The sequence below is a fragment of the Mucilaginibacter sp. 22184 genome (assembly GCF_052045695.1).
In the GTDB taxonomy this organism is placed as follows: domain Bacteria; phylum Bacteroidota; class Bacteroidia; order Sphingobacteriales; family Sphingobacteriaceae; genus Mucilaginibacter.
In genome coordinates this window covers 1-25,031 of sequence record NZ_JBQEPI010000013.1, presented here as the reverse complement: position 1 = coordinate 25,031, position 25,031 = coordinate 1, and the positions used below count along the sequence as shown (strand labels likewise).

Below are 25,031 nucleotides of genomic sequence, written 5' to 3'. Positions count from 1 at the left end.
TCTGTATGGATTATAATTTAACATTTACACCAATGGAGAATATTTTATCTAATGGGTATAAATAGCCGTAAGTGGCCGATGGGTGTTCCGGATCAAGATATTTCAGGCCGGTGATGGTTAATACGTTATAACCATTTACAAATATCCTGGCTCCTTTGATACCTATCTTTTTAGCCACCGCGTCGGTAATACTGTAACCTATCTCGGCCGATTTAAGCCTGATGTATGCCGCGCTGTGGATGTTGGAGAGCGAGTTTACATCGGCAGTGGTACCGGTAAGCGCAAAGGTGCCTGGTGTCCATACGGTGTTCGGATCGTAAGGATCGGCTTTAGGATCGGTTGGGTGATACCTGTCCAGGAACATGCCCAGGGCACTACCCCCACCCCATAGCGGTATGTTAAGCTGTTCGATATAGGATACATTGATACCCGCGGCTCCCTGCCATACGGTACTGATGTCAAATCCTTTGTACGAACCACCCAGTGTTAAGCCAAATGTTGTTGATGGCACACTGTAGTTGTTGTTACTTACGTTTTGAGCTATAGGGTGTACATCCTGATCATTGATCACGCCATCGCCATTCCAGTCCTGCAAAATATAATCGCCCACTACCGCGTTACGTGATACAAACTGCGGACTGTTCAGAATCTGCTGATAGTTTTGGTATTGTCCGTTTGAACCGTATCCCCAGAAGATATTATTATAGCGGTTATCGTTGTTATTGTGCCAGTTAAGCTGTGAATTACCATACGCCGAATGCACCTTGCTGATCCATTGCGTACGGGTATACCCGAAGGTTCCTTTTACAAAATAGTTAAAGCTGCCAATATGGTTACGGTGATTAACCTCGATATCAAAACCCTGTGCACGGTCGCTGTTCAGGTTTTCCTGTGGCAAGCCTGCGCCCACTACACCTGGTAAATTATCGGCACGGGTATCCAACAGGCCGCTTCTGTCGCGCCTGAAAGCGTCAACCGTTAAACCCAGCAAACCATGCCAGGCCTGCAGGTCGATACCTGCATTGTAAGTTTTGGCTACGTACCAGAAAATATACGGATTGGGGATGCCCCTGCTTTGCGCGCCATTAACAAAAGTACCGTCAAATACCGAACCCGGAGGCGTTTGGTTATTGCTGCCGTTTGCCGGATAATTATAACCGCTCAGAAATTGGTAAGCATTTAAACCGGCGTCATCACCCAGTTTGGCGTATGACAGGCGGATCTTCAGATCATCCACAAATGATAGTGCCGATGAGTTTTTAAAGAAACCTTCCTGTGACACCCGCCATCCTACTGATGCGCCCGGGAAAAAGCCCCATCTTTTAAGCGGTGAGTTTTGCGAACTGGCGTCATCCCTGAAACTGAACTCGGCCAGGTACTTGCCTTTATAATCATAATTTACCCTGCCCACAAATGATTTGGTTACAATATCATATGGAAAATCGCCATCCACAGTGGCCGTTTGGTTTAAGGCATTACCGGCCTTTAACTGGTCTACCGGTAAGGATAATTGACGTTGCGCGTTAAAATTATCGCCTTTGCGCTCACTCTCTTCATAAAGGGCTAAAGCCGTAATGTTGTGCCCACCCTTAAGCGCGCGGTTATAGTTTAATGATAATTGCATTAAACTGGTTGGCTTTTCATAAAACTGCCTGGTTAATGAGCCCGGTGTTTGATTAGCTATAGCGTTATAAGTATTGGAGTTAGCGTCATAAGTATACTGGTTGTATGGTTTTTGGTATTGCTTATTGCTCGACATGTAATAATCGTAGTTATACAAACCTTTGGCGCTAAGCCCCGGTACAAATGGCACATTATACGTTGCCGAAACTGATGATTGCAGCCACTTATTGTTGATCTGTTTATAACCATCAATATCAGCATCAGCCATCGCAACCGGGTTTGATCCGTCAACCTCGCCATTGTTCAGATATTTTGGGTTGTTGTTGGCATAAATGCTTTGCGTAGGCACCTGGCGCCAGAATGAACGGATGATCCACCAGGCATCCTGGTAGGGCTGGTTCTTTTGTTCCAGTGTTCCGCTCAGGTTCACATCCACGGTAAGATTCTTATTGATTTTGGTGGTGAGGTTTGAGCGCAGGTTATATCGTTTATAGTTCAGGTCGCCGCTTTTGAAAAAGCCGTCCTGATCGGTAATACCCATACTCACAAAATAGCTGCTATTGTCGGTACCGCCGCTGGCGTTCAGGTTATGCTGCTGCTGGGGGGCGCTGTTGGCAAAAACATTGCCATACCAATCGGTACTGGTTTTGGTACCGTTGCGGTAAGCGGCAAAATCGGCATCGGTATATTTTACCTGGCCACCGTTTACGTTATGCAGCAATTGCTCGTTAACCAGGGTCATATAATCTAAAGCGCCAACCGGTTTGGGCATATACGCCGGTATCTGCCAGCCATAAGTACCCGAGTAATTCAGATCCACCGTACCCTTTTTGCCTTTTTTGGTAGTTACGATCACCACACCGTTTGCCGCGCGCACACCATAAATAGCCGCCGAAGCATCCTTCAGTACAGATATGCTTTCAATATCATTAGGATCCAAACGGGTGATGTTATCGCGGGGGATACCGTCAATAACCACCAACGGATTTCCAAAACCACGAATGTCAAAAGCGTTATCAAATGATCCCGGTTCGGCCGAGTTTTGTACAATGCGTACACCGGCTACTTTACCGGTAAGCATATTCAGCACGTTTTCGTTTTTGGTAGTTACGATTTCTTTGTTGGTAACCGAGGCGATAGACCCGGTAACGGTGGCTTTTTTCTGTGTGCCATAACCTACCACTACTACCTCGTTCACATTGGTGGCGTTTGATGCCAGCGATACTTTAATACTGTTTTGGCCCCCTACAGGAATCTCCTGCGTGGTGTAACCCACAAACGTAAATACCAGCGTTTGCTCGTTTGTGGCATTAATGGTGAACTTGCCCTCCACATTGGTAACCGTACCAATGGTTGTGCCCTTGATCTTGACGCTTACGCCGGGCAAGCCCTGCCCGGTTTCGTCCACAACGGTACCGGTACGGTTGCTTTGAGCCATAGCCACCGAGCATACAAGCAAAAACAAAAGAGCCATGATACCATGCCGTACCACACCTTTAAATTTTGCCGGATAATGGATACCATGGCACCCACCATAATAGGTAAAAATTTCCTTCATAAATAATTGATTAAAATGGTTTATAATAATTTGCCCAAATGGTGTTTGGTATAAACAGGCTGGTTAAACCTGCACATTGGCATTACGCACACATTTGGCGCAACAATTATATGCCCGGCGGTATTAAAAGATGGGTTAATAAACGGGTTAACTCGGCTAAAATTTCATTAACCATAGCGAATTAAGTGGATTAACATCACAAACCACCCTGAATTTATTTTCAGGATCCCTACAGGACAGGTTAACCGTTACGATGTACGCCTTACTTATAAGATACTTGTCATCCTGAGCGGAGCGAAGGATCTATTCATCAACAAGTATGGCGCAGACCCGCTCTTGGCCGCGGGAGGGCCTTTACTTTGTAGCCACAAAGTAACCAAAAGGCTTTCAGCAGAAATGCTTCTTTGCGCTCATAGCCTTTGCCCTGCAAAGCGGACAGAACCACGGGCCGCTAAACCTTACCTCCACTTACGTTCGCTCATTATTCCCCGCTTCAGGTAAGGTTCGCAATGCCCTTGCAACTGCACCACCCACCATTGTTCTGCCCACTTTCGCCCGAAGCTTATCTGCTGACGGGGGAAGAAAGAAAAGAAATCATGAAAATCCTTTAATCCTAAGAATCATGGTTCAGACACCCCCCGCGTTAGTTAGTAGCGGATACCGGCCTGTGGCTAATGCCTTGTGGCGTATGAGCGGATAGCCCGGGCCGAAGGTAACGCCCTATTGGCTAATCCCACAAATTTTTCGTATCTTTATATCAACAAAACAGCCCGGTTCTCTTTTTTACCAGAGAATCGGGCTGTTTTGTTAAGAGCGAAACAAGGTCAAAAATCAACCGCTTTGCATTTAGTTATTTGACAGTCAATAAATTAATACTTTTTAAAGTTTCAGAAATCACAAAAAACAGTGTTCAAATTTGTTAAAAAGTGTTAAAATGAAGGTTTTTTGAATGTTTTTCGCCCATTTTTAGCCCGAAATAGGGCAGAAAAGTGTTAAAATTTAAGGTTTAAAAAGTTTTCTGACTGGCAAATGGCTAGTTGCTTTTACTTCTGCTCGGTTTTGTTGGAGCAGATCTTATCAAAAGGTACCTGGTAACTGATACCCAACGATTTTTCATACTCGGCGGTAAACTCGTCATATACCTTGCGGGCATATTCAATGCCTTTGATGCGACGCAGAGCCTTGAGCTTATATTTCAAGGCGGTATCATTAAACGGGTCGATATTTAAAACCACCCGGGCAATATCCAGCGCCTTGCGGAAATCGCCACTTTCATATATCTTTTTCACCTGGGGTAATATCACGGGCATCAGGGTTTCTTCGTAGCCAAGTTTAATGTCATCTAGCCAGGTTTCGGGAATATATTGCAGCAAGCCACCACGGGCAATCAGATCAAAGTACTGAAGGACAGCTGCCTCAGAGTTGTTGATCTGCTCCAGGGCTCCGGTTACCGTAAAGTAATCACAGAAAAGTTTATCATCCAGCTTAAAACAATAGGTATCGTTCAAAAAGGTAAGTTCAATACCCTCTATATCGGCAATGATGTTGCGCAGGTGGTTAATGGTTACTCCTTTGATGTTCTTTGTTTTTACCACATCCTTATCGGGCCATAAAATGGTAGATATTTTTTTGGATACCACCCCGGTAGCATTCCGGCTGTTGAGCAACAGGAGGATGAACAGCTGCTTTATTTTAGGACTAAACAGGTAGGTGATATCCCGGCTGCTTTTATCGTAAACGGTAAATTCACCCAGCAGATAAATGGCGTTAGCCCGCTTTTCATCGTTTTTTTTATTTATAACTACTGTCCCAGGATCTTCTTCTCCGAGTGGTTCTCGCGCTGCTTGCTCCTCTCTTCTTTTTTTGATGAGCACGATTGTTAGGCCGATAACCAGAACAGCTGCCAGCCCAAATATTACATATTTGAAAACCGGACTGGCGGGGGCAATAGCTTTTTGAGATTGTTCGTAATCCTGCTGGCTCACCGGCGGGAACTCCAGCGCCAGGATCCGGATAGTCGACCGGTTAGGATCGGTAAACTCCTGAATGGCGCATAAGAATTCGTCCTGCACAGGATTAAAAAACAGGTTAATATCGCTCTCAATCCGTTCAGATGTAACCGGGATGGTTCCGCTCACTACCTGGTATGAGCCATCTTTGATGGAGAATTTATACAAGCGTAATTGGGTTTTTGGATGTTCATGCGGATAGCAGAGCGCATAGAAGTATCTGCCATCCTTAGCGATGATGAGGTTGTTGGTAGGTACAAAATCCTCTTCGTTGGGCTTTATTTCCCAGCATTTTTTGATCGTATGGTTAGTCAGGTTAACCCGGTACAGGTCATAAAAATGTCGCCCGCCCACAATCTGGTTACCCGACTGGTTACCATAGCCGCCAAAGATGTAAACCTCATTATTTCCATTAGCCTGGCTACTGGCCGAAAAAAAGCGCGGAGTAATGCGATCGCCGGTGAATGCTATTTTATCCCAGTTATCAGTTTGCGTATTGAGTCTGAAAAAATCATTATGATAGGCAAACGAGCCGTAGCCGCCAAACAGGTAAAGATCATGTTGATCCTTATCATAGAAAATGTTGTGATGGTGCCTTTGTTCTTTGATATTAGCGTTCCCTACTATGTCCCACTTCAAAGTAGCCAAATCAAGCGATGCTACGCATGGCCCCGGTTTAGATGCCCGTAATACCTCGTAAGCATACAACTTATTCTCCGCGGTGTTCAGAATACTTTTACCCAGAAATAAGGGAACTGATGTTTTGTTTTGAAAAGCCTGGGCCGATATCCTTCCGCTCCTCATATCATAATGAATGAGTGAGTCGCTCTTAAAAATAAGCAATGATTGATCTTTGGGATTGAAATTGGCTCCCGCTACTTCACGAAAACTAAAAGCGATCCTCTTTTCCCAAAAGTAAGAGCTGTTAATGAGCCAGACCGGGTTATCTACATGTCCCCGAATTTCGCCTGAACCATCGTGTACCTCGTTGCCAGACCATTCATTTAGCGGAAAAGTAAAGGTTTTATTATCGTCACTTACTATTAAATTTTTAACCGCCATTTTGGGCACATCAGAATAATGCGGGTTTTTACCAAAGGTGATGGTGGGTATTATCTTGCTCTCAAAACCAAAATCGCTGGCCCTGTATACTTGGCCATTTACAAAAAATGCTACGGTATTTGCTTTCAGATTGATATCCACTTTAACATTTATCCAGATCCGCTTATTTAATTGCGATAAACGAAGCGGTATCTTGATCTTGTTGCTTTTACTATCGATGTTAAAATTAAGCGCAGGCGAACCGTCAATATTATATATATAGGTTAAACTGTAGGAGTTTTTATGGCCGTCGATAATATTAAAAACATAACCCAGGTGCTCATTGTCCCATAATGACAGGTCGAAGTTCATCCGCAGATGGTCATAAAAAGCAGGCACATCCGAGCTGAACACGGTATAAGAGGTGCGTTCGCCCATCAGGCTGTCGTTTGAATTAAACATTAACCCTTGTGCCTGGCTTTTAAGTGCCGGCACGAGTAAAATAAAAAGAAATACGATCTTATATACCTTTAATTGAAGTATTAAAAATTTATCTTTTTTTATCATCGCAGGGGATTCGTTTACAAAAAACCAACCTGGGCGGCCAGTTCAAATAACAACGCTAAAATATAGTTTTTTTAAGTAACAGACAGCCTAAAGACAGTGGTGTTGCCTGGCTTTTTTATAATTCATGCCACTATCAAAATACATCTGCTTTGCGACGTCTAAACACCTTAATAAAATTTCGTTACACGAAATATAATTCACTAAAAACAACAGTAATGATTGGCGACATACCGACGCATTACATCAAACACTTTAAGGTTATTGCTTGTGCGGTTACTAGCAGCTTCCTGGCCTTATCCTGCACAAAGCTCCTCATCCTGGCCCTATTGAGATCTTTAGGTGCAAGTAAATCAACACTTTCAATACCAGTTGCTTACGAAGTGGGTTTACATGGTTTACATTTTTCATGGTTAAAATTATTTTATTTAATTGACAATCAAATACTTAATCTTAACTTATCATCAAATAGCGGGTTTACATGTAAACCCACTCAGGATTACCCGAAAAAAAAAACTAAGGAGACCGAACCAGTTTTGACCCCGGCAAAACAACGACCAAGTATATCAACTATCAAAGCCGTGTTCTGCCGAAACATTTTGTAAGATTTCATAGTACAAATGTTAATAAATGTTAAATCCACAGGTTAATTTGTTAAATATTTTTGATTACTAAAGTTTTAGTTATACCTTGGTTTCCATAAATAACCTTATGAAAATCACAATACCTGCACTACTAATTCTTTGTTTAAGTACGGTTTCGGTGTTTGCCCAAAATACCTATTCTATTAAGGGATCGGTTGCTGATACGGCCTCCAGTTCCAAATTAACCAATGCCACTGTCAGCGTATTAAATGCCAAAGATTCTATTCTTCAAAAGTTTACCCGGGTAAAAGATGGTAATTTTGAGATCAACAATCTCAAAAAGGGGAAACTGATATTGCTGGTTACTTATCCAGGCTATGCCGACTATGTAGACCGCTTTACCTTAGACTCCGCACATACCACGCATGATTTTGGTCGCATTAAAATGATATTGAAAACCCAGCTGCTTGCCGAAGTAATTATTAAGGCAAAAGCCGCTGCTGTTAAAATAAAAGGCGATACTACCGAATTTAATGCCGCGGCATTTACCGTACAGCCCAATGCCAAGGTAGAGGACCTGCTCAAGGAATTACCGGGCATACAGGTAGATAAGGATGGTAAAATTACAGCCCAGGGGCAAACAGTAAGTAAAGTATTGGTTGATGGTGAGGAGTTTTTTGGTGACGACCCTACTTTGGTTACCAAAAACCTGCGCGCCGATATGGTTGATAAAGTACAGCTATACGATAAAAAGAGCGACCAGGCCACCTTTACCGGTATTGACGACGGTGTAAAAAACAAAACCCTGAACATTAAACTAAAGGAGGACAAAAAGAATGGTTACTTCGGCAAGATAGACGCCGAAGGGGGTACTGATAAATACTACCAGGAGCAACTGATGTTTAACCGCTTTAAAGGCAAACAAAAATTTTCGGTCTATGGAACTATCGGTAATACCGGTAAAACAGGTTTGGGCTGGGAAGATAATTCCAAGTATGGCAACTCCAACAATGGTATGGAGTTTGGCGATGGAGGCGAGATCTATTTTTATGGAGGCGGTGGTGATGACGGCCTGGATTCATTCAACGGCCAATACAACGGTCAGGGTATACCGCTGGCGCGCACGGGCGGCGCACATTATGATACCAAATGGAATAGCGACAAGGAATCTATCAATACTAATTATAAAGTAGGTTCTTTAAATGTTGATGGAACCACCAATACACAAACTCAAAACAATGTTCCGGGGGCCAACGGTCAACCGGGAATTATTTTAAACAGCAATAGCGATAAAAACTTCCACAATCACATCTTCAGGCAAAAACTGGATGCTACCTACCAATTAAAGATCGATACTTCATCCAATCTCAAAATATCTGTTGATGGTACTACCAAAAGTACGGTGACCGATAACGATTATCATACTACAAGCCTGCGTAATGATACTTTATTGAATAAAAGCACCAGAAGTGTGATCAATAACGGCGATCAAAAAATATTCAATGCCAATGTATTTTATAATAAGAAATTCAAAAAAGTAGGCCGTAGTTTTTCTGTAAATTTTACCGAGGCCTATAATCAAAATAAGTCACACGGTTTTTTAAATTCAGAAATAAACTACCTTTATGGTAAGAAAGGGCCTATTGACAGCACAGTGCATATTGATCAGTATAAAACAGGCCTGAGCGAAGGTAATATTATCAATACCAACTTTACCTATTCAGAGCCTTTTACAAAAGCCCTTGCCCTGGTATTAAATTATGGTTTAAATATCAACAATGGAAAGTCAGATACACGCTCATTTGATAAAGACGCTTCTGGTAATTATACCGTACAAGATGACTCGCTGAGTAACAACTTCAAGCTCAATCAATTGTCAAACCAATTTGGAGCTATCTTTAATTATAATAAGAAAAAAGTCATTATCAATTTTGGTTCTAAAGTATCTGCGGTAAACTTCAAACAGATCAATGAATTTACCAATAGCACATTTACACGCAATTTTGTGAATTGGTATCCGCAAGCCAGTTTTCAGTACAAGTTTTCGCAACAGCAATCTTTGCGGATAAATTATAATGGTAATACCACACAACCTACTATTGATCAGATACAACCGGTACGCGTAAACACCGACCCATTGAATATTACCCTGGGTAACCCTAATTTAAGGCCCTCGTTCACTAACCGCATAAGTATCAATTACAATTCCTATAAAATAATAAGCAGTCAATACATCTGGCTTGGGGGCTCCTATTCCCAAACCATTAATCCTATTGTAAGTAATGTAACTACCGATGCTTTAACCGGAGCAAGTACATATCAATCATCCAATCTTAAAGGTCATCAAACCTCCAATATGTATTTTTATGGCGGTTATGATCAAAAGATACCAAAGATCGATATGAATGCCGGCCTTAACTTAAACATGAATGGCAGCGATTATTTTAACCTTAACAACACACAACTGGTAGAAACCAAACAATACACCTACTCTGCCAGTTTACGATTATCAAAATACAAGCAAAAGAAATATGATTTCTGGGCAGGGGCAGGGCCAACCTACACGGTAAACTCCCAGTCGTTACAAACACAGCTCAATAATAATGGACGGGGCTTTAACGCGTACGGCGGCTTTAATGTGTATCTGCCAGCTAAGTTCCAGATAGGTACCGATGCTAATTATCAGTATAACGCGGCAACACAATCCTTCAACGAAGATTTTAGGCGCACTACTTTAAATGCAAGTATTACCAAAGCATTTATGAAAGATGAAAGCCTTAAATTATCGATATCAGGCAATGACCTCCTGAACCAGAACGTAGGCTATAACCGCACCGGCTCGGCCAACCAGTTAACCCAGGAACGGTACACGGCTATAAAAAGATACTTTATGCTTTCACTTGTTTGGGATTTTAATCACATGGGCGGCGGCACACCTAAAAAATAATCACCATGAAATACATCATATTAACCATCACCATATTTTTTGCGCTTGGCAGCAACAGGCTGTTTGCCCAAAACAAACACTTTACCGAAAACGGCACCATTACGTTTGAGAAAACCGTAAATATGTACGCCCTTATTGAAAAACAGATCAATAAGGATAACGAAAGTTATTTGCGTCCGGCCTTCGATTCTTATAAGAAATCACAAAAGCAATTCAAAGCTTTGAAAAGCACCATGACCTTTGGCAACAACAAAACGCTGTATACACCCATTGAACCCGAAACCGCCACAGGTGGCTTTTTTAGCGACAGCCCCATGGCCGGGCAGGTAAATACAGTTTTTACCGATCTTTCTGCCGGCAGTGTTATCAATCAGAAAAAGGTATTTGAGGAAACCTTCCTGGTAAAAGACAGTACCCGCAAGATAAACTGGAAGATCACCAGCGAAACCCGTGAAATTGCCGGCTATACCTGTCGTCGTGCTAATGCCCTGGTGCTCGACTCTATTTACGTTGTGGCTTTTTATACCGAAGAGATACCTGTATCTGGCGGTCCTGAATTATTTAACGGTTTACCGGGGATGATATTGGGTGTGGCCCTGCCCCATGAAAACATGACCTGGTTTGCCACCAAAGTAACCGATATGCCTGTTGACGAGAAGAGCCTGGCCCCACCTAAAAAAGGCAAAGCGGTTAATAACAAATCATTGTATACCACATTATCTTCTGTAATGAAAGACTGGGGCGAATATGCCAGACCCTATTTAAAGGCTTTCATGCTATAAATAACAAAATGCAACCAACCTGAACATTATACAATTAGTTTATCGCGATTGGTGATAAACAAACAAAGCCATACGTAAATTACGTATGGCTTTTTAATTTCAAATATCTGTTAATCGGATGCTATACTACTCAGCGTTGGCCAATGCCCTGTCTAAATGAACATAACCGCCATCTACATAAATAAGCTGTCCTGTGGTGTGGCTTGAGCATGGCGACAATAAAAACGCGGTGGTATTGGCAATTTCTTCGGCGGTAGTCATGCGGTTGCCTAGTGGTATCTTGGCTTCAATTTCGCGCAATTTACCATCCGGATCTGGTAATGTTTTTATCCAGTTGGCATATAGTGGTGTCCAGCATTCGGCCACTACAATGGCGTTAACGCGGATGCCATATTTCAACAATTCAACAGCCCATTCGCGGGTTAAAGCATTACGCCCACCGTTTGATGCTGCATAGCCAGAGGTATGGCCCTGACCGGTATCTGCCGTTTTTGAGGTGATATTCAATATAGCCCCCTTTGATTTTTTCAGTTCGGGTAAAGCATGATGGGCCATCAGGTAATAATGTACCACATTTTTATGCAACGATGCCATAAAGCCTTCATAATCGCCGCTCTCCAATCCTACGCCATCGTTTACACCAGCATTATTCACCAGGCCATCAATACGGCCAAATTTGGCCACCACCGCCTTAATGGCATTTTCGCTTGCAGCAGGGTCCGTCAGTTCGGCTACTACCTGGAAAGCCCTGCCTCCTGCCGCCTCTACCGCGTGTATCGCTTTGAGATTATCTGCCTCTACCCTCCCAACAATAACCGGTATGGCGCCTTCAGCAGCTAATACTTTTACAATCCCTTCGCCAATGCCCTTTGCACCACCGGTTACTATAATTACCTTATCTGTGAGTTCTAAATTCATCTTTATATATTATAATCTTTTCAATACTTAGTGAGCAACAGAAAGTTTTACATCTTTTACTTTCAGGTTTTTATAAGCAAAATATAGTACAACGAGGAAGCATACAGCGGGTACCAAATAAGCTGTTTGTATATTACTCTTATCAGAGATAAAACCCAATATGGGTGGAAAAACTGCCCCACCAGCAATTGCCATAATTACTAATGATGAGCCTAATTTAGTTTTGGATCCCAGGCCTCTTATACTTAATGAAAATATTGTAGGGAACATAATCGACATGAAGAACTCAACTCCCATTAAAGCATAAACAGAGAATTTTCCATGTGACATTACTGCCAAAATTATCAGACAGATATTGATAACACTATAAAGAGCCAGCAATTTAACCGGGCTAATATATTTCATCAAAAATGTACCAATGAAACGTCCGGCCATGAAGCCCGCTAAAGCCACCGATAAAAACAGAGAAGCCGATTTTTGCTCGATGCCAGCTACCCGGCCTGCAAAGCGAATAAAAAAACTACTTACACACACTTGTGCACCTACATAAAAAAATTGAGCAACTACTCCTCTCATTAAATTTTTCTCTTTAAAAAGCGCTGTGAACCTCTTGAAAAAAGAGTCCTCTTTTAATAAAGCGCCTTCGCTTTCTTCTTCTTCCGCAATTTCAGGCAAGGAGGTTTTAAATAAAATAATGGCTAATATTAGTACCACGGAGCCAATAACCAAAAAGGGGATCTGAACAGCAGATGCTTCCTTATTAAGATAATCATTTAGTTGTGATGGCAACATACTTTTCTCCTGCGCTGAAGTTAAGTTGGTTTCTGATAAAATAAAAAGACCTCCAACATATGGAGCAATCGTTGCCGCCAAACCATTAAATGACTGTGCAAAATTTAAGCGGAATGCGGCACTTTCGGGATCACCCAAAGCCGTAATATAGGGATTGGCTGCTGTTTCTAAAAAAGCTAAACCACACGCTATAATAAATAAAGCCGTAAGAAAAAATCCATAGCTCCGTACTATCGATGCCGGATAAAATAAAAACGCGCCTAAAGCACATAACGTTAAACCTAATATAATACCGCCTTTATATCCAAATCTCCTCATGAACAAACCCGCTGGGATCGCCATAATAAAATAACCAATATAGGATGCAAAGTCAACAAACGACGATTGCAGATCGCTCAGCTGGCAGGCCTTCTTTAAATGCGGTATAAGGATAGGATTTAGATTTAGCGCGAAACCCCATATAAAAAACAGCGAGGTGATGAGGGCTACAGCAAACAGATTGTTGTTCTTGGTCATTGGGTGGTTGTAATGGGTTTAATAATTAGGTTTTGAATGTGTTTATTTAAATGTTATGATTTTTATCATGAAGCGAATAGCCAAGTGTTTTCAATGCTATCTTATCCAGGGCATCTATATTCCCGATAAAGTGAAATACGCTATGCTTGTGTGATAATTTTTCGCCAGGTTTTAAAAATGCGGCGGGCGATACGCTTTCCAATTCATAAAAAGGTCCCATCTGGCTACCATTAGCCAATGGCCCGTCGTTATAGGCGTTAACGGCATCACCGGTAAAAGGTGCTGTACCAGGTTTCCATTCCTGGTTCAGGTAATCGCCTTGAGTATCAAGGTCAAAAAGTACAATCGTCAAAACATGATTTGCGGCATCGTAACTGCCGATCCTATTTTTGGCCCGGTTGGGCGGAATACCTAATTTACCACGCGATTTTCCGTCGGCTTTAAATAATAGGGTGCCGTTGTTGTACACGATCCTGTCTTTAGATATCTCGCCAAAATAGTTAGTGGTGGCCACTTTACCCGTAGCCTCTTCTTTGTAAGGTACAATAATTACCGTTTGGGGTGATGGGGTAAACATATCCAGGCTCCATAAACAGGGTGCACCGGCAGTTTTATCCCAGGCTGCGGTGCCGCTATTGGCAATGGTGTTTACCGTAGCAAACCCTACAGATTTTACCGTACTATCTGCATCAATCCCCAATAGTTGCTGGATAGCGGCAGGTTCTAATATCTCAACATCGCGTTGTAGTTTGATGGATAATGTTGTACCCGCATAATTTTGTATACTGGTACTTTTTGCGAGGCTGGCTTTTTTACCGGTTGATGAAATCAGGTCCCAACTCTCATTATCAATAGCCGGCGGGGTATGCCAGTTGTCGAACTCCATTTTGGTGCCCGGTTTAAAAAACAGGGAGAATCTGCCACCTTCGGGGCCAAGCCAAAGTCGATCCTCGCCACCGTAGGCGTTCATGTGGGCATCCAATTGTTTGGCGTTAAAAGTTTCGTATTTTATCCAGCCAAAGCTTTTGCCATTCAAACCATCCGCAGTTGAGGTAAATACTTTAGCCTGGTATTTAGGAGAAACAATAACCTGTCCTTTACCATCAGCGCTGCTTAAAACAACAACACTATCCTTTGCTTTTAAAAACTCCAGATCGTAACCAAAAGTACCTTTAGCAGCTGGCGGCGGAGCTGTTTGTACGTTGCATGCATTTAAACCAACTACCCATAAAGCAAAGAATAAAATTTTAACTACTCTCATACCATGCTCATTTATGTTTTGGATTTAATGCGATAGTATTTACCAGTGTGCCTATACCATCAATCGAAATTTCAACTACGTCGCCGGGTTGCAGGGTAAAAGTAGGTGGCGGCACCAGGCAGGTACCGGTCATTAAAAATGCGCCCACGGGAAAATCACACTCGCTGTATAAATAGCCAACCAACTCCGTTAACGAGCGTTTCATTCGTGATACGCTGGTGGCATCCTTGTAAACTACTTCGTTATTACGTTTAATAAGCATTTGAATGGCCGATTCAGCAGCAATTGGCTCCGTTGCTACCAGCAAACAAGGGCCAAGCGCGGCGCTCTTTTCATATATTTTTGCCTGCGGCAGGTACAAAGCATTTTCGCCCTCGATACTTCGCGAGCTCATGTCGTTACCGATGGTATACCCCTGTATGTTTCCTTTGGAATTGATAAACAGGGTAAGCTCCGGTTCGGGAACGTTCCATTCAGAATCTTTACGGATATAAACCTCGGCGCCTGTTCCGGAGACGCGTTGCGCTATCGCTTTAAAAAACAGCTCGGGGCGTGGGGCATCATAAACCTTATCATACAAAGTGGCTCCGCCAGAGCTTTCGGACTCTTCCATCCGGGCATCCCTGCTTTTCAGATAAGTAACACCCGCCGCCCAAACTTCCTGGCTGCCAATGGGCGGCAATATTTTGCCATTTAAGTGTTCGTTTTTTACTTCGGTACTGATGGGGGTAGTATCGGCAGATATTGATTGCAGATATCCCGCAAGGTCATCGCGGTTGATGAGGCTGTCCCACTCGTCATCAATAATATAAGCCGAATCGTGATGCTCCAATAAGATGCCTTTTCCTATTTTATATAATTTCATGAGGTAGATCTGATAGCAACATTAATTAACTTCCAATTCATCACGCGACGGAAACTTGGGGAAAGGGCCGTGCGGGCCGCTCTGGTACCAGAAAACCGTAGAAGCGATATCGTCCTGCAAAGGCATATACCGCCCATCGTGTCGCCAACCCAGGGCTTGTATGGTAACCTTTAAACTTTTCTCAAACCGGATCGGGTCGGCAATATGCCAGCGATACAGGCCGAAACGCTGTGCTATATTATAGTGTCCATCACCACGGATCACCTGGTGTAAGCCGCTGTACGGACTGCAAAATTCGGTGTATTCGGTTTTATCCTCTTCTTTGCCATTAGCAGCATCTTTATGATGGGTATCAAAATCATATGATCCGCAGAAATAATCTTCGGTACCGGTGCCATTTATCGTTGGGAATTTGGTATCGCCATCCATAAAAAATTTAATCTCACCCTCGCCCCACCAGCCATTTTTGTTGGAGCCATAGGCCAGGTACGTGCCTACGTATTGCCCTTTACCCTGAATACTATCCACCAACACAAAATCCTTTTTATAAGGCAATGGGTTTACCCTGCGAAACTGTGCATGAAAATAAGCGGCATCCTCGGGTACTTGTGTGAGTGTATAATCCACCTGGTAATAAAGCACCATATCGCGGTCGTCGATATTTTCCATGGTGATGCGGCATTTTTTGCGGAAAGGCATAGGCCAGTAGCAATTAAAAGCGCTGCCCGGATTAACGGCCACTGCCAGCGATTGCAAGGGCGCGTATTTACCCCAGCCCATGCAAAAGAAATCGCCAACAGGTACTTCTACAGACGGGGTAGTTTCACCGTCCCAATAAAAACGGAGTATGGAATAGCGCCAGTTACCAGTGGGTGTCATCCAGATATGCTGGATAGCACCGGGGCCGTCAATATCGGCAATGGTATAGGTGGTTCCCTTTTTGATAATGACGCTTGGGCTCACTTTCCAGGTTTGCCCCAGGTCGCGGGAAGCATTGGCACCGGTCCCGGTGGTGGCCATCCCGCCTTTGCCTTTTTCGCCATTAAAATTTTCCGGACTTATCGATCGGGTTTTGGCATCAGATAAACGATAAATGTTTCCGAGGTTTACATCGAGGCCATTAAATTTTTGCTGACCAAATGCAGATGATGTAACAAGAACAAACATCCAGACTACTAAAGCATAATTCTTCATCATAAGGCTATTCATTAACTATTGCTATATGCACTAATTGGAAATGCACATCGGTTTACATTGTTTGCAAATTCCCCCGGGACATACTACCTCAAGGTATTCACAATCTTATCAATAATTTTTAATTTATAAATGCGGCTTATCAGCATAACATACCTTTATTTTGGCATGAGGGGCTGGACTAAATTATTGATTGATGAAAGCTAATTTACATTTTATAAAAATTAAATTCATTTTTGCGTATGTCATTTCAGCTCATATTAAATAATCTGGCCAAACACATTCATTTAACAACCGATGAACAGGAAACCTTCACTGCCTACTTACAAACCAAAAAGATAAAGCGGAAACAGTTGTTGCTTACTGATGGCGATATATGCAGGTATTCGACCTTTGTTACTTCGGGTTGTTTGCGGGGGTATACGGTTGATAAGAGCGGAATTGAACATGTATTGAGTTTTGCCCCGCCCGATTGGTGGATTGCCGATATGTACAGCCTGTTATCCCAAAAACCCGGTATACTGAATATCGAAGCACTGGAAGATACAGAAGTGTTACTACTATCCAAAGCAAACCAGGAAAAGTTATATCTGGAGATACCTAAGTTTGAACACTTTTTCAGGATACTGACAGAAAACTCCCTGGTGGCCAGTCAGCAAAGATTGATCGACGGCTTGAGCCTAACCGCCGAAGAGCGCTACAACAATTTTTGCAAACGCTATCCTACGCTGATAGATCACTTGCCGCAAAAACAGATCGCGTCATACATTGGCGTCACCCCTGAATTTTTTAGCCGGATGAGAAACAAAAGACACTAATACCACTAATAAGAACGAATTGCACGAATTACTCCAAACCATACATTTTTATAATTAGAACCTATTATAATTCGTGGAATTCGTGCCATTTCATTTCTTAATCTACATCAAGTGTACATCATTGTTGTTGCCTTAAATTTGTTATACAAACAAAAAGGTAAACATCATGGCACAAACCATTTTACATAAAGCAGAAACCCGCGGCCACGCCAACCATGGTTGGTTAAGCAGTTATCAATCCTTCAGTTTTGCTAACTATTATAATCCCGAAAGGATGCAGTTTGGCGCGTTACGCGTATTGAACGACGATACGGTGGATGCCGGCATGGGCTTTGGCAAACATCCGCATGATAATATGGAGATCATTTCTATACCATTGGAAGGCGACCTGGAACATAAGGACAGCATGAACAATGTAGCGGTAATTAAAAATGGCGATATACAGGCCATGAGCGCCGGTACAGGCATTTATCATAGTGAATACAATAATGATAGAGCAAGCCAGGTAAAGTTTTTACAGATCTGGATATACCCCAATAAAAGAAATGTGGAACCCCGCTATGATCAGCTTACCTTAAACCTGGCCGACAGGCACAACAAGCTTCAACAGGTATTGTCACCTAATCCTGATGATGCTGGTGTATGGATACATCAGGACGCCTGGTTTCATTTGGGCAAGTTTGATAAAGGCATCGATACAGAATATACCATCAAAAAACAAGGTAACGGCGTTTATACTTTTGTACTGAATGGCCAACTGGAAATAAATGGACAAGTATTGAATACCCGCGACGCATTAGGCATCTGGGACACCGATCAATTTAAAATAACAGCGCTTACAGATGCTGAGTTTTTATTGATAGATGTTCCGATGGTATTTTAAGTTTTTAAATGATGATTGATAGCGCTTTGTTCGCCCCCTCCGTTCTGTCCTTGGCTGATGGAGGGGTGCCGGGCAAAGTGATACGGACTCATTTCACTGTTGATAAAAATTAAAACAATGAATCAAACACAAATATTAGTGATAGGCAGGCACCCGGAGATATTACAAACCGTAGTACGCCTGGTAAATAATAACCCGGAGTGGAAGGGCACGGGATGCCTTACAGAACAGGAAGCTATTAGTGTTTTTGATCAGCAAGTATTTGACCTTGTTTTATTAGGCGCCGGGATCGACGAATCTTCGGAGGACAGCCTATGTGCTCATTTCAAGGCCCGCAAACCCGATATAAAAATTGTGCAGCATTATGGTGGCGGTAGCGGGTTACTGAGCGCGGAGATATACGAGGCGCTAAAATCAAATCAATTATAGTGCGGTTGCTGGTATTTTACTAACTCATTTACCAGCATTTCTTTATTTAGGGTTTCCGGTTGAATAATAATCACCCCCTTTCCATACATACTTCTCATAAATGGCGAAATACTTTTGTCATACAAATTAATCGAACCCTTCGATTTAATTTTAACCATTAGGTTTTCCCAGCGAATACTCTTATAAGGCATCATTTCGGCCTTAGCCTCAATACCGTTATCATTCCATATAATTTGAAGTGTTTTATATGATTTTACCAATCTATTAGTAGCCCTAAAAACTGATACGCTTAAAATCAATATACAAAAAATCATTACGCCAATGATAATTAGAGTTTCTCCCTTCTTAGCTTGAAGAAACTGAAATACACCAATAAATAACGTAAGCAAAACAATTACCCTTACTCCCCTAAATAAAAATCTACGTTTTAAATTATCAAGTTGATTTTCATCAATTGTGTAGATCTGATTTTTTACCATATAAGCTTATCTAATCACAACGAAAATAATAAATTCTATTCGCTTATTTAAAGCTGTTTTTGAAAGAGATCGAGGACCTGTATCCAAGAAAGTTTACGGCACAAAAAAAGCCTCAGCGATATGCTGAGGCTTTAAGTTTTACATCCTTGCTGGATGATAAGATTTGGCACCGACCTACTCTCCCACGTTTTACCGCAGTACCATCGGCTCTGGCGGGCTTGACTTCTCTGTTCGGAATGGGAAGAGGTAGACACCGCCGATATAGGCACCTGAATATTTTTAGTGTTGTAAGTTCTGAGTCTTTAGTTTTTAGTTCCAAATCATTTCTGACTATGGACTATCGACCATCGACTATGGACTTATTCAACAATGACATATTATTGAAAGAAGTGATTGAGTTAAGAGAAAACAACAGACATTGTTGTTTTTGTTTTGGTGGGGTACAGTATTGCTACCGTACCCGCACTTTTTCTATCTGAAGAAAGCTTCGGGCAATTAGTATTACTCGGCTATGATGTCACCACCTTTAGACCTGTAACCTATCAACGTAGTAGTCTCCTACGACCCTCAATGGAAGTCTCATCTTGTGGCTAGTTTCGCACTTAGATGCTTTCAGCGCTTATCTATTCCCAACGTAGCTACTCTGCAATACAGCTGGCGCCATAACAGATTCACCAGAGGTTAGTCCAACCCGGTCCTCTCGTACTAAGGTCAGCCCCACTCAAACTTCCTACGCCCACAACAGATAGGGACCGAACTGTCTCGCGACGTTCTGAACCCAGCTCGCGTGCCACTTTAATGAGCGAACAGCTCAACCCTTGGGACCTTCTCCAGCCCCAGGATGTGACGAGCCGACATCGAGGTGCCAAACCTCCCCGTCGATATGAGCTCTTGGGGGAGATCAGCCTGTTATCCCCAGCGTACCTTTTATCCTTTGAGCGATGGCCCTTCCATGCAGAACCACCGGATCACTATATCCGTCTTTCGACCCAGCTCGACTTGTCTGTCTCACTGTCAAGCAAGCTTATGCTATTGCACTCCACGTACGGTTACCAAGCGTACTGAGCTTACCTTTGAAAGCCTCCGTTACCTTTTTGGAGGCGACCACCCCAGTCAAACTACCCGCCAAACAATGTCCCCCGTCTTACAGGGTTAGACACCAAATACAGAAAGGGTGGTATTTCAACGTTGACTAACCAACTCCTAGCGAAGCTGGATCACAGTCTCCCACCTATCCTACACATCCTGTATCCGATATCAATGTTAAGTTGTAGTGAAGGTGCATGGGGTCTTTCCGTCCCGTTGCGGGTAACCGGCGTCTTCACCGATACCACAATTTCACCGAGCTCATGGCTGAGACAGCGCCCAGATCGTTACACCATTCGTGCAGGTCGGAACTTACCCGACAAGGAATTTCGCTACCTTAGGACCGTTATAGTTACGGCCGCCGTTTACCGGGGCTTCGATTCAATGCTTCGCCTTGCGACTAACATCCCCTCTTAACCTTCCGGCACCGGGCAGGTGTCAGGCCATATACGTCATCTTTCGATTTTGCATAGCCATGTGTTTTTGTTAAACAGTCGCCTGGGCCTTTTCACTGCGGCTGACATTGCTGCCAGCGCCCCTTCTCCCGAAGTTACAGGGCCATTTTGCCGAGTTCCTTAGCCATGATTCACTCGAGCACCTTAGGATTCTCTCCTCGACTACCTGTGTCGGTTTACGGTACGGGTTTTTATAACCTGAAGCTTAGCGGGTTTTCTTGGAAGTCTGATTACCTGAACTATCTCGTCCCCCGAAGGTTTCAAGTACTATCAGCTTTCAGCATGGTCTGCGTACTTAACTACAGTCCATATACCTACGGCCTTTAACGAACTATTCCGTCAGTTCGCGTCAGTGTCACTACTCCGTCACCGCATCGCAGTTATAAAAAGTACTGGAATATTAACCAGTTGTCCATCGGCTACGCCCTTCGGCTTCACCTTAGGCCCCGACTAACCCTGATCCGATTAGCGTTGATCAGGAAACCTTAGTCTTTCGGTGGGCGGGTTTCTCTCCCGCCTTATCGTTACTTATGCCTACATTTGCTTTTCTATAACCTCCACAGTCGGTTGTCCCTCCTGCTTCACCGGCATATAGAATGCTCCCCTACCAGTGCATTTACATGCAATCCATAGCTTCGGTATACTGCTTGATGCCCGTTTATTATCCATGCCCGATCGCTCGACTAGTGAGCTGTTACGCACTCTTTAAATGAATGGCTGCTTCCAAGCCAACATCCTAGCTGTCTGTGCAATCGGACCTCGTTAGTTCAACTTAGCAGTAATTTGGGGACCTTAGCTGATGGTCTGGGTTCTTTCCCTCTCGGCCCTGGACCTTAGCACCCAGAGCCTCACTCCAGCGTATATTATAAAGCATTCGGAGTTTATCTGGATTTGGTAGGATTTGACTCCCCCGCACCCAATTAGTAGCTCTACCTCTTTATAACTCAACCGCCAGGCTGTTCCTAAAAACATTTCGGGGAGTACGAGCTATTTCCCAGTTTGATTAGCCTTTCACCCCTACCCACAAATCATCCGGAAACTTTTCAACGTTTATCGGTTCGGTCCTCCAGTACCTGTTACGGCACCTTCAACCTGTCCATGGGTAGATCACAAGGTTTCGCGTCTACCTCCCCTGACTATACGCCCTATTAAGACTCGCTTTCGCTTCGGATCCGTGTCTTAAACACTTAACCTTGCCAGGGAAGAGTAACTCGTAGGCTCATTATGCAAAAGGCACGCCGTCACGGATTGCTCCGCTCCGACCGCTTGTAAGTACACGGTTTCAGGTTCTATTTCACTCCCCTGTTCGGGGTTCTTTTCACCTTTCCCTCACGGTACTGGTTCACTATCGGTCTCTCAGGAGTATTTAGCCTTACCAGATGGTGCTGGTAGATTCCCACAAGGCGTCTCCGACCTCGCGGTACTCAGGATTCCACTATCCTATCATTACTTACCCGTACGCAGCTCTCATGCTCTATGGCCGGGTTTCCCACCCCGTTCCGGTTCATTTTGATATTCATGTTGTGGTCCTACAACCCCTGCTATGCCGTAACATAACAGGTTTGGGCTTCTTCCATTTCGCTCGCCACTACTCTGGAAATCACTATTGTTTTCTCTTCCTCTGCTTACTTAGATGTTTCAGTTCAGCAGGTTCGCGCATTTATGCAACTATCCTTCAGATAGTTAGGTTTCCCCATTCGGAAATCCGCGGATCAATTCATATTTGCTGATCCCCGCGGCTTATCGCAGCTTATCACGTCCTTCATCGCCTCTGAGAGCCAAGGCATCCCCCGTGTACCCTTTCTTACTTTCTTCTACTCATACGCCTTTTGCGCCGTATGGTATGTCTTTATTTTAGTTGGTTGTTCGTAGAGTCAGGACTTCAGGATTCAAGAACCAGGACCGAAGTCTTGTTTCTTGTTTCTTGTTATCTTGATTCCAGCCAAACAACGTCCCTATTCTGTTGTTTTCTCTTGTTTCAATTACTTCTTCCAATATGTCAAAGAACTTTACCCCATTCCAATTAAATGGTCATTTGCATGATATCCTATCCCTTTCAGGAAACGGAGGGTTTGTGGAGAATAACGGATTCGAACCGTTGACCCCCTGCGTGCAAGGCAGGTGCTCTAGCCAGCTGAGCTAATCCCCCGAAAAGATTAATGTCGATTTAGTGATTTTGTGAAGGAGTGATTTGATTCACTAATTCACTAATCCAATAATTCACTCATTGCCTTTATAGTAGTCCCGAGCAGATTTGAACTGCTGACCCCTACATTATCAGTGTAGTGCTCTAACCAAGCTGAGCTACAGGACTTTTTGTTTAGTTTGCAGTACGTAGTTTGCAGTTTGCTTTATAGTTAGCTCTTGTTGCCAACTGCTAACTGCATTACTGCCCACTATGATCTGCCTACCTTATCCTTTGCTCACCTTTCGGCTTCGCTCCACATAGATGGCTTCATCTTTTGGGTTTTCTTTTTGTTTTTTATTTAAGAAATAATCATGTAGGTAACACTTGTTATAGTACTTACATTGGAAACTGCTCCAGAAAGGAGGTATTCCAGCCACACCTTCCGGTACGGCTACCTTGTTACGACTTAGCCCCAGTTACCGACTTTACCCTAGGACGCTCCTTGCGGTTACGCACTTCAGGCACTTCCAGCTTCCATGGCTTGACGGGCGGTGTGTACAAGGCCCGGGAACGTATTCACCGCGTCATTGCTGATACGCGATTACTAGCGAATCCAACTTCACGGGGTCGAGTTGCAGACCCCGATCCGAACTGTGAACAGCTTTAAGAGATTGGCATCCTGTTGCCAGGTAGCTGCCCTCTGTACTGCCCATTGTAGCACGTGTGTAGCCCCGGACGTAAGGGCCATGATGACTTGACGTCGTCCCCTCCTTCCTCTCTATTTGCATAGGCAGTCTGTTTAGAGTCCCCATCATTACATGCTGGCAACTAAACATAGGGGTTGCGCTCGTTGCGGGACTTAACCCAACACCTCACGGCACGAGCTGACGACAGCCATGCAGCACCTAGTTTCGTGTCCCGAAGGACTAAAGCGTCTCTGCTTTATTCACTAACTTTCAAGCCCGGGTAAGGTTCCTCGCGTATCATCGAATTAAACCACATGCTCCTCCGCTTGTGCGGGCCCCCGTCAATTCCTTTGAGTTTCACCCTTGCGGGCGTACTCCCCAGGTGGAATACTTAACGCTTTCGCTTAGACGCTGACCGTATATCGCCAACATCGAGTATTCATCGTTTAGGGCGTGGACTACCAGGGTATCTAATCCTGTTTGATCCCCACGCTTTCGTGCCTCAGTGTCAATACCACCATAGTAAGCTGCCTTCGCAATTGGTGTTCTGTGACATATCTATGCATTTCACCGCTACTTGTCACATTCCGCCTACCTCTAGTGGATTCAAGCTCTTCAGTATCAAGGGCACTGCGACAGTTAAGCTGCCGTCTTTCACCCCTGACTTAAAAAGCCACCTACGCACCCTTTAAACCCAATAAATCCGGATAACGCTTGGATCCTCCGTATTACCGCGGCTGCTGGCACGGAGTTAGCCGATCCTTATTCTTACAGTACATTCAGCTACTTACACGTAAGTAGGTTTATTCCCGTATAAAAGCAGTTTACAACCCATAGGGCCGTCTTCCTGCACGCGGCATGGCTGGTTCAGGCTTCCGCCCATTGACCAATATTCCTTACTGCTGCCTCCCGTAGGAGTCTGGTCCGTGTCTCAGTACCAGTGTGGGGGGTCATCCTCTCAGATCCCCTAAACATCGTAGCCTTGGTAAGCCGTTACCTTACCAACTAGCTAATGTTCCGCATGCCCATCTTGTTCCTATAAATATTTGGTTATTAAACGATGCCATTCAATAACGTTATGCGGTCTTAATCTCTCTTTCGAGAGGCTATCCCCCTGAACAAGGTAGGTTACATACGTGTTACGCACCCGTGCGCCACTCTCATGGAAAGCAAGCTCTCCAATCCCGTCCGACTTGCATGTATTAGGCCTGCCGCTAGCGTTCATCCTGAGCCAGGATCAAACTCTCCATTGTAAAATGTTTTGTTTGTTCACTGACCCTATTATTAATAATAGAATCTGTATTTGATGAGCTAATCTCATGAACTTGCATTCATTACTATTACTCAATCGTGTATCTTTATACAGTTTCCCGCTTTCTTATAACTTACCGGAAGGGTTTAGTTTCCGATCGT

At 43.6% G+C, this 25,031-nt stretch carries 13 protein-coding genes, 2 tRNA genes and 3 rRNA genes; 5 read left to right on the top strand and 13 right to left on the bottom strand.

The genetic code is table 11. The annotated features are described in order from the left end of the window. Nucleotides 1-10: 10 nt before the first annotated feature. Nucleotides 11-3,181 carry a SusC/RagA family TonB-linked outer membrane protein gene (locus ACTJKG_RS24740; RefSeq protein ID WP_440740682.1) on the bottom strand — a complete coding sequence of 1,057 codons (3,171 nt, stop codon included), beginning with the start codon at nt 3,179-3,181 and terminating at the stop codon, nt 11-13. Between the two features lie 1,043 nt (nt 3,182-4,224). Then, entirely contained in the window at nt 4,225-6,726 is a 2,502-nt protein-coding gene (locus ACTJKG_RS24735; protein ID WP_440740681.1) for a Kelch repeat-containing protein, read from the bottom strand. Nucleotides 6,727-7,506: 780 nt separating this feature from the next. Here ACTJKG_RS24735 and ACTJKG_RS24730 point away from each other — a divergent pair. Further along, nucleotides 7,507-10,326: an outer membrane beta-barrel family protein gene (locus ACTJKG_RS24730; protein WP_172338155.1), complete on the top strand. Its 2,820-nt coding sequence runs from the start codon at nt 7,507-7,509 to the stop codon at nt 10,324-10,326. Between the two features lie 5 nt (nt 10,327-10,331). After that, the gene (locus tag ACTJKG_RS24725) at nt 10,332-11,108 is read left to right on the top strand and encodes a GLPGLI family protein (protein ID WP_440740680.1); all 777 of its coding nucleotides are present in this window, start codon (nt 10,332-10,334) and stop codon (nt 11,106-11,108) included. A gap of 126 nt (nt 11,109-11,234) precedes the next feature. On the opposite strand, the gene ACTJKG_RS24720 is transcribed toward ACTJKG_RS24725, so the two are convergent. The 5 genes from ACTJKG_RS24720 to ACTJKG_RS24700 are packed head-to-tail and all read right to left on the bottom strand — an operon-like array spanning nt 11,235 to nt 16,657. Continuing rightward, entirely contained in the window at nt 11,235-12,026 is a 792-nt protein-coding gene (locus tag ACTJKG_RS24720) for an SDR family oxidoreductase (protein WP_440740679.1), read from the bottom strand. A 27-nt stretch (nt 12,027-12,053) separates the two neighbouring features. Continuing rightward, entirely contained in the window at nt 12,054-13,334 is a 1,281-nt protein-coding gene (gene fucP / locus ACTJKG_RS24715) for an L-fucose:H+ symporter permease (protein WP_440740678.1), read from the bottom strand. 46 nt (nt 13,335-13,380) lie between these two features. Next, nucleotides 13,381-14,595 (bottom strand): DUF6786 family protein, encoded by a 1,215-nt coding sequence (locus ACTJKG_RS24710; RefSeq protein ID WP_172338151.1) that lies wholly within the window; start codon nt 14,593-14,595, stop codon nt 13,381-13,383. 7 nt (nt 14,596-14,602) lie between these two features. After that, complete coding sequence (locus ACTJKG_RS24705) at nt 14,603-15,460, bottom strand: fumarylacetoacetate hydrolase family protein (protein WP_172338150.1); 858 nt, start codon at nt 15,458-15,460, stop codon at nt 14,603-14,605. Between the two features lie 21 nt (nt 15,461-15,481). After that, nucleotides 15,482-16,657, bottom strand: coding sequence for a glycoside hydrolase family 172 protein (locus ACTJKG_RS24700; RefSeq protein WP_440740677.1), 1,176 nt, complete (start codon nt 16,655-16,657; stop codon nt 15,482-15,484). Nucleotides 16,658-16,896: 239 nt separating this feature from the next. Here ACTJKG_RS24700 and ACTJKG_RS24695 point away from each other — a divergent pair, with 239 nt between their 5' ends. From ACTJKG_RS24695 to ACTJKG_RS24685, 3 genes are all read left to right on the top strand, one after another. Further along, nucleotides 16,897-17,472: a Crp/Fnr family transcriptional regulator gene (locus ACTJKG_RS24695; RefSeq protein WP_440740676.1), complete on the top strand. Its 576-nt coding sequence runs from the start codon at nt 16,897-16,899 to the stop codon at nt 17,470-17,472. 166 nt (nt 17,473-17,638) lie between these two features. Beyond that, entirely contained in the window at nt 17,639-18,355 is a 717-nt protein-coding gene (locus ACTJKG_RS24690; RefSeq protein ID WP_172338148.1) for a pirin family protein, read from the top strand. Between the two features lie 117 nt (nt 18,356-18,472). Further along, nucleotides 18,473-18,784 carry a hypothetical protein gene (locus ACTJKG_RS24685; RefSeq protein WP_440740675.1) on the top strand — a complete coding sequence of 104 codons (312 nt, stop codon included), beginning with the start codon at nt 18,473-18,475 and terminating at the stop codon, nt 18,782-18,784. Here ACTJKG_RS24685 and ACTJKG_RS24680 read toward each other — a convergent pair. The 6 genes from ACTJKG_RS24680 to ACTJKG_RS24655 form a co-directional block, all read right to left on the bottom strand. Next, nucleotides 18,775-19,263 carry a hypothetical protein gene (locus ACTJKG_RS24680; RefSeq protein WP_440740674.1) on the bottom strand — a complete coding sequence of 163 codons (489 nt, stop codon included), beginning with the start codon at nt 19,261-19,263 and terminating at the stop codon, nt 18,775-18,777. The genes ACTJKG_RS24685 and ACTJKG_RS24680 overlap by 10 nt on opposite strands. 161 nt (nt 19,264-19,424) lie before the next feature. After that, nucleotides 19,425-19,536 (bottom strand): 5S ribosomal RNA (gene rrf / locus ACTJKG_RS24675). A gap of 202 nt (nt 19,537-19,738) precedes the next feature. After that, a 23S ribosomal RNA gene (locus ACTJKG_RS24670) occupies nt 19,739-22,619 on the bottom strand. Nucleotides 22,620-22,879: 260 nt separating this feature from the next. Then, nucleotides 22,880-22,953, bottom strand: a tRNA-Ala gene (locus ACTJKG_RS24665). A 90-nt stretch (nt 22,954-23,043) separates the two neighbouring features. Next, nucleotides 23,044-23,118 (bottom strand) — tRNA-Ile (locus ACTJKG_RS24660). Between the two features lie 231 nt (nt 23,119-23,349). Further along, nucleotides 23,350-24,871: ribosomal RNA gene (locus ACTJKG_RS24655) — 16S ribosomal RNA — on the bottom strand. Together the 16S, 23S and 5S rRNA genes with 2 tRNA genes alongside form the textbook arrangement of a ribosomal RNA operon. Nucleotides 24,872-25,031 lie beyond the last annotated feature (160 nt).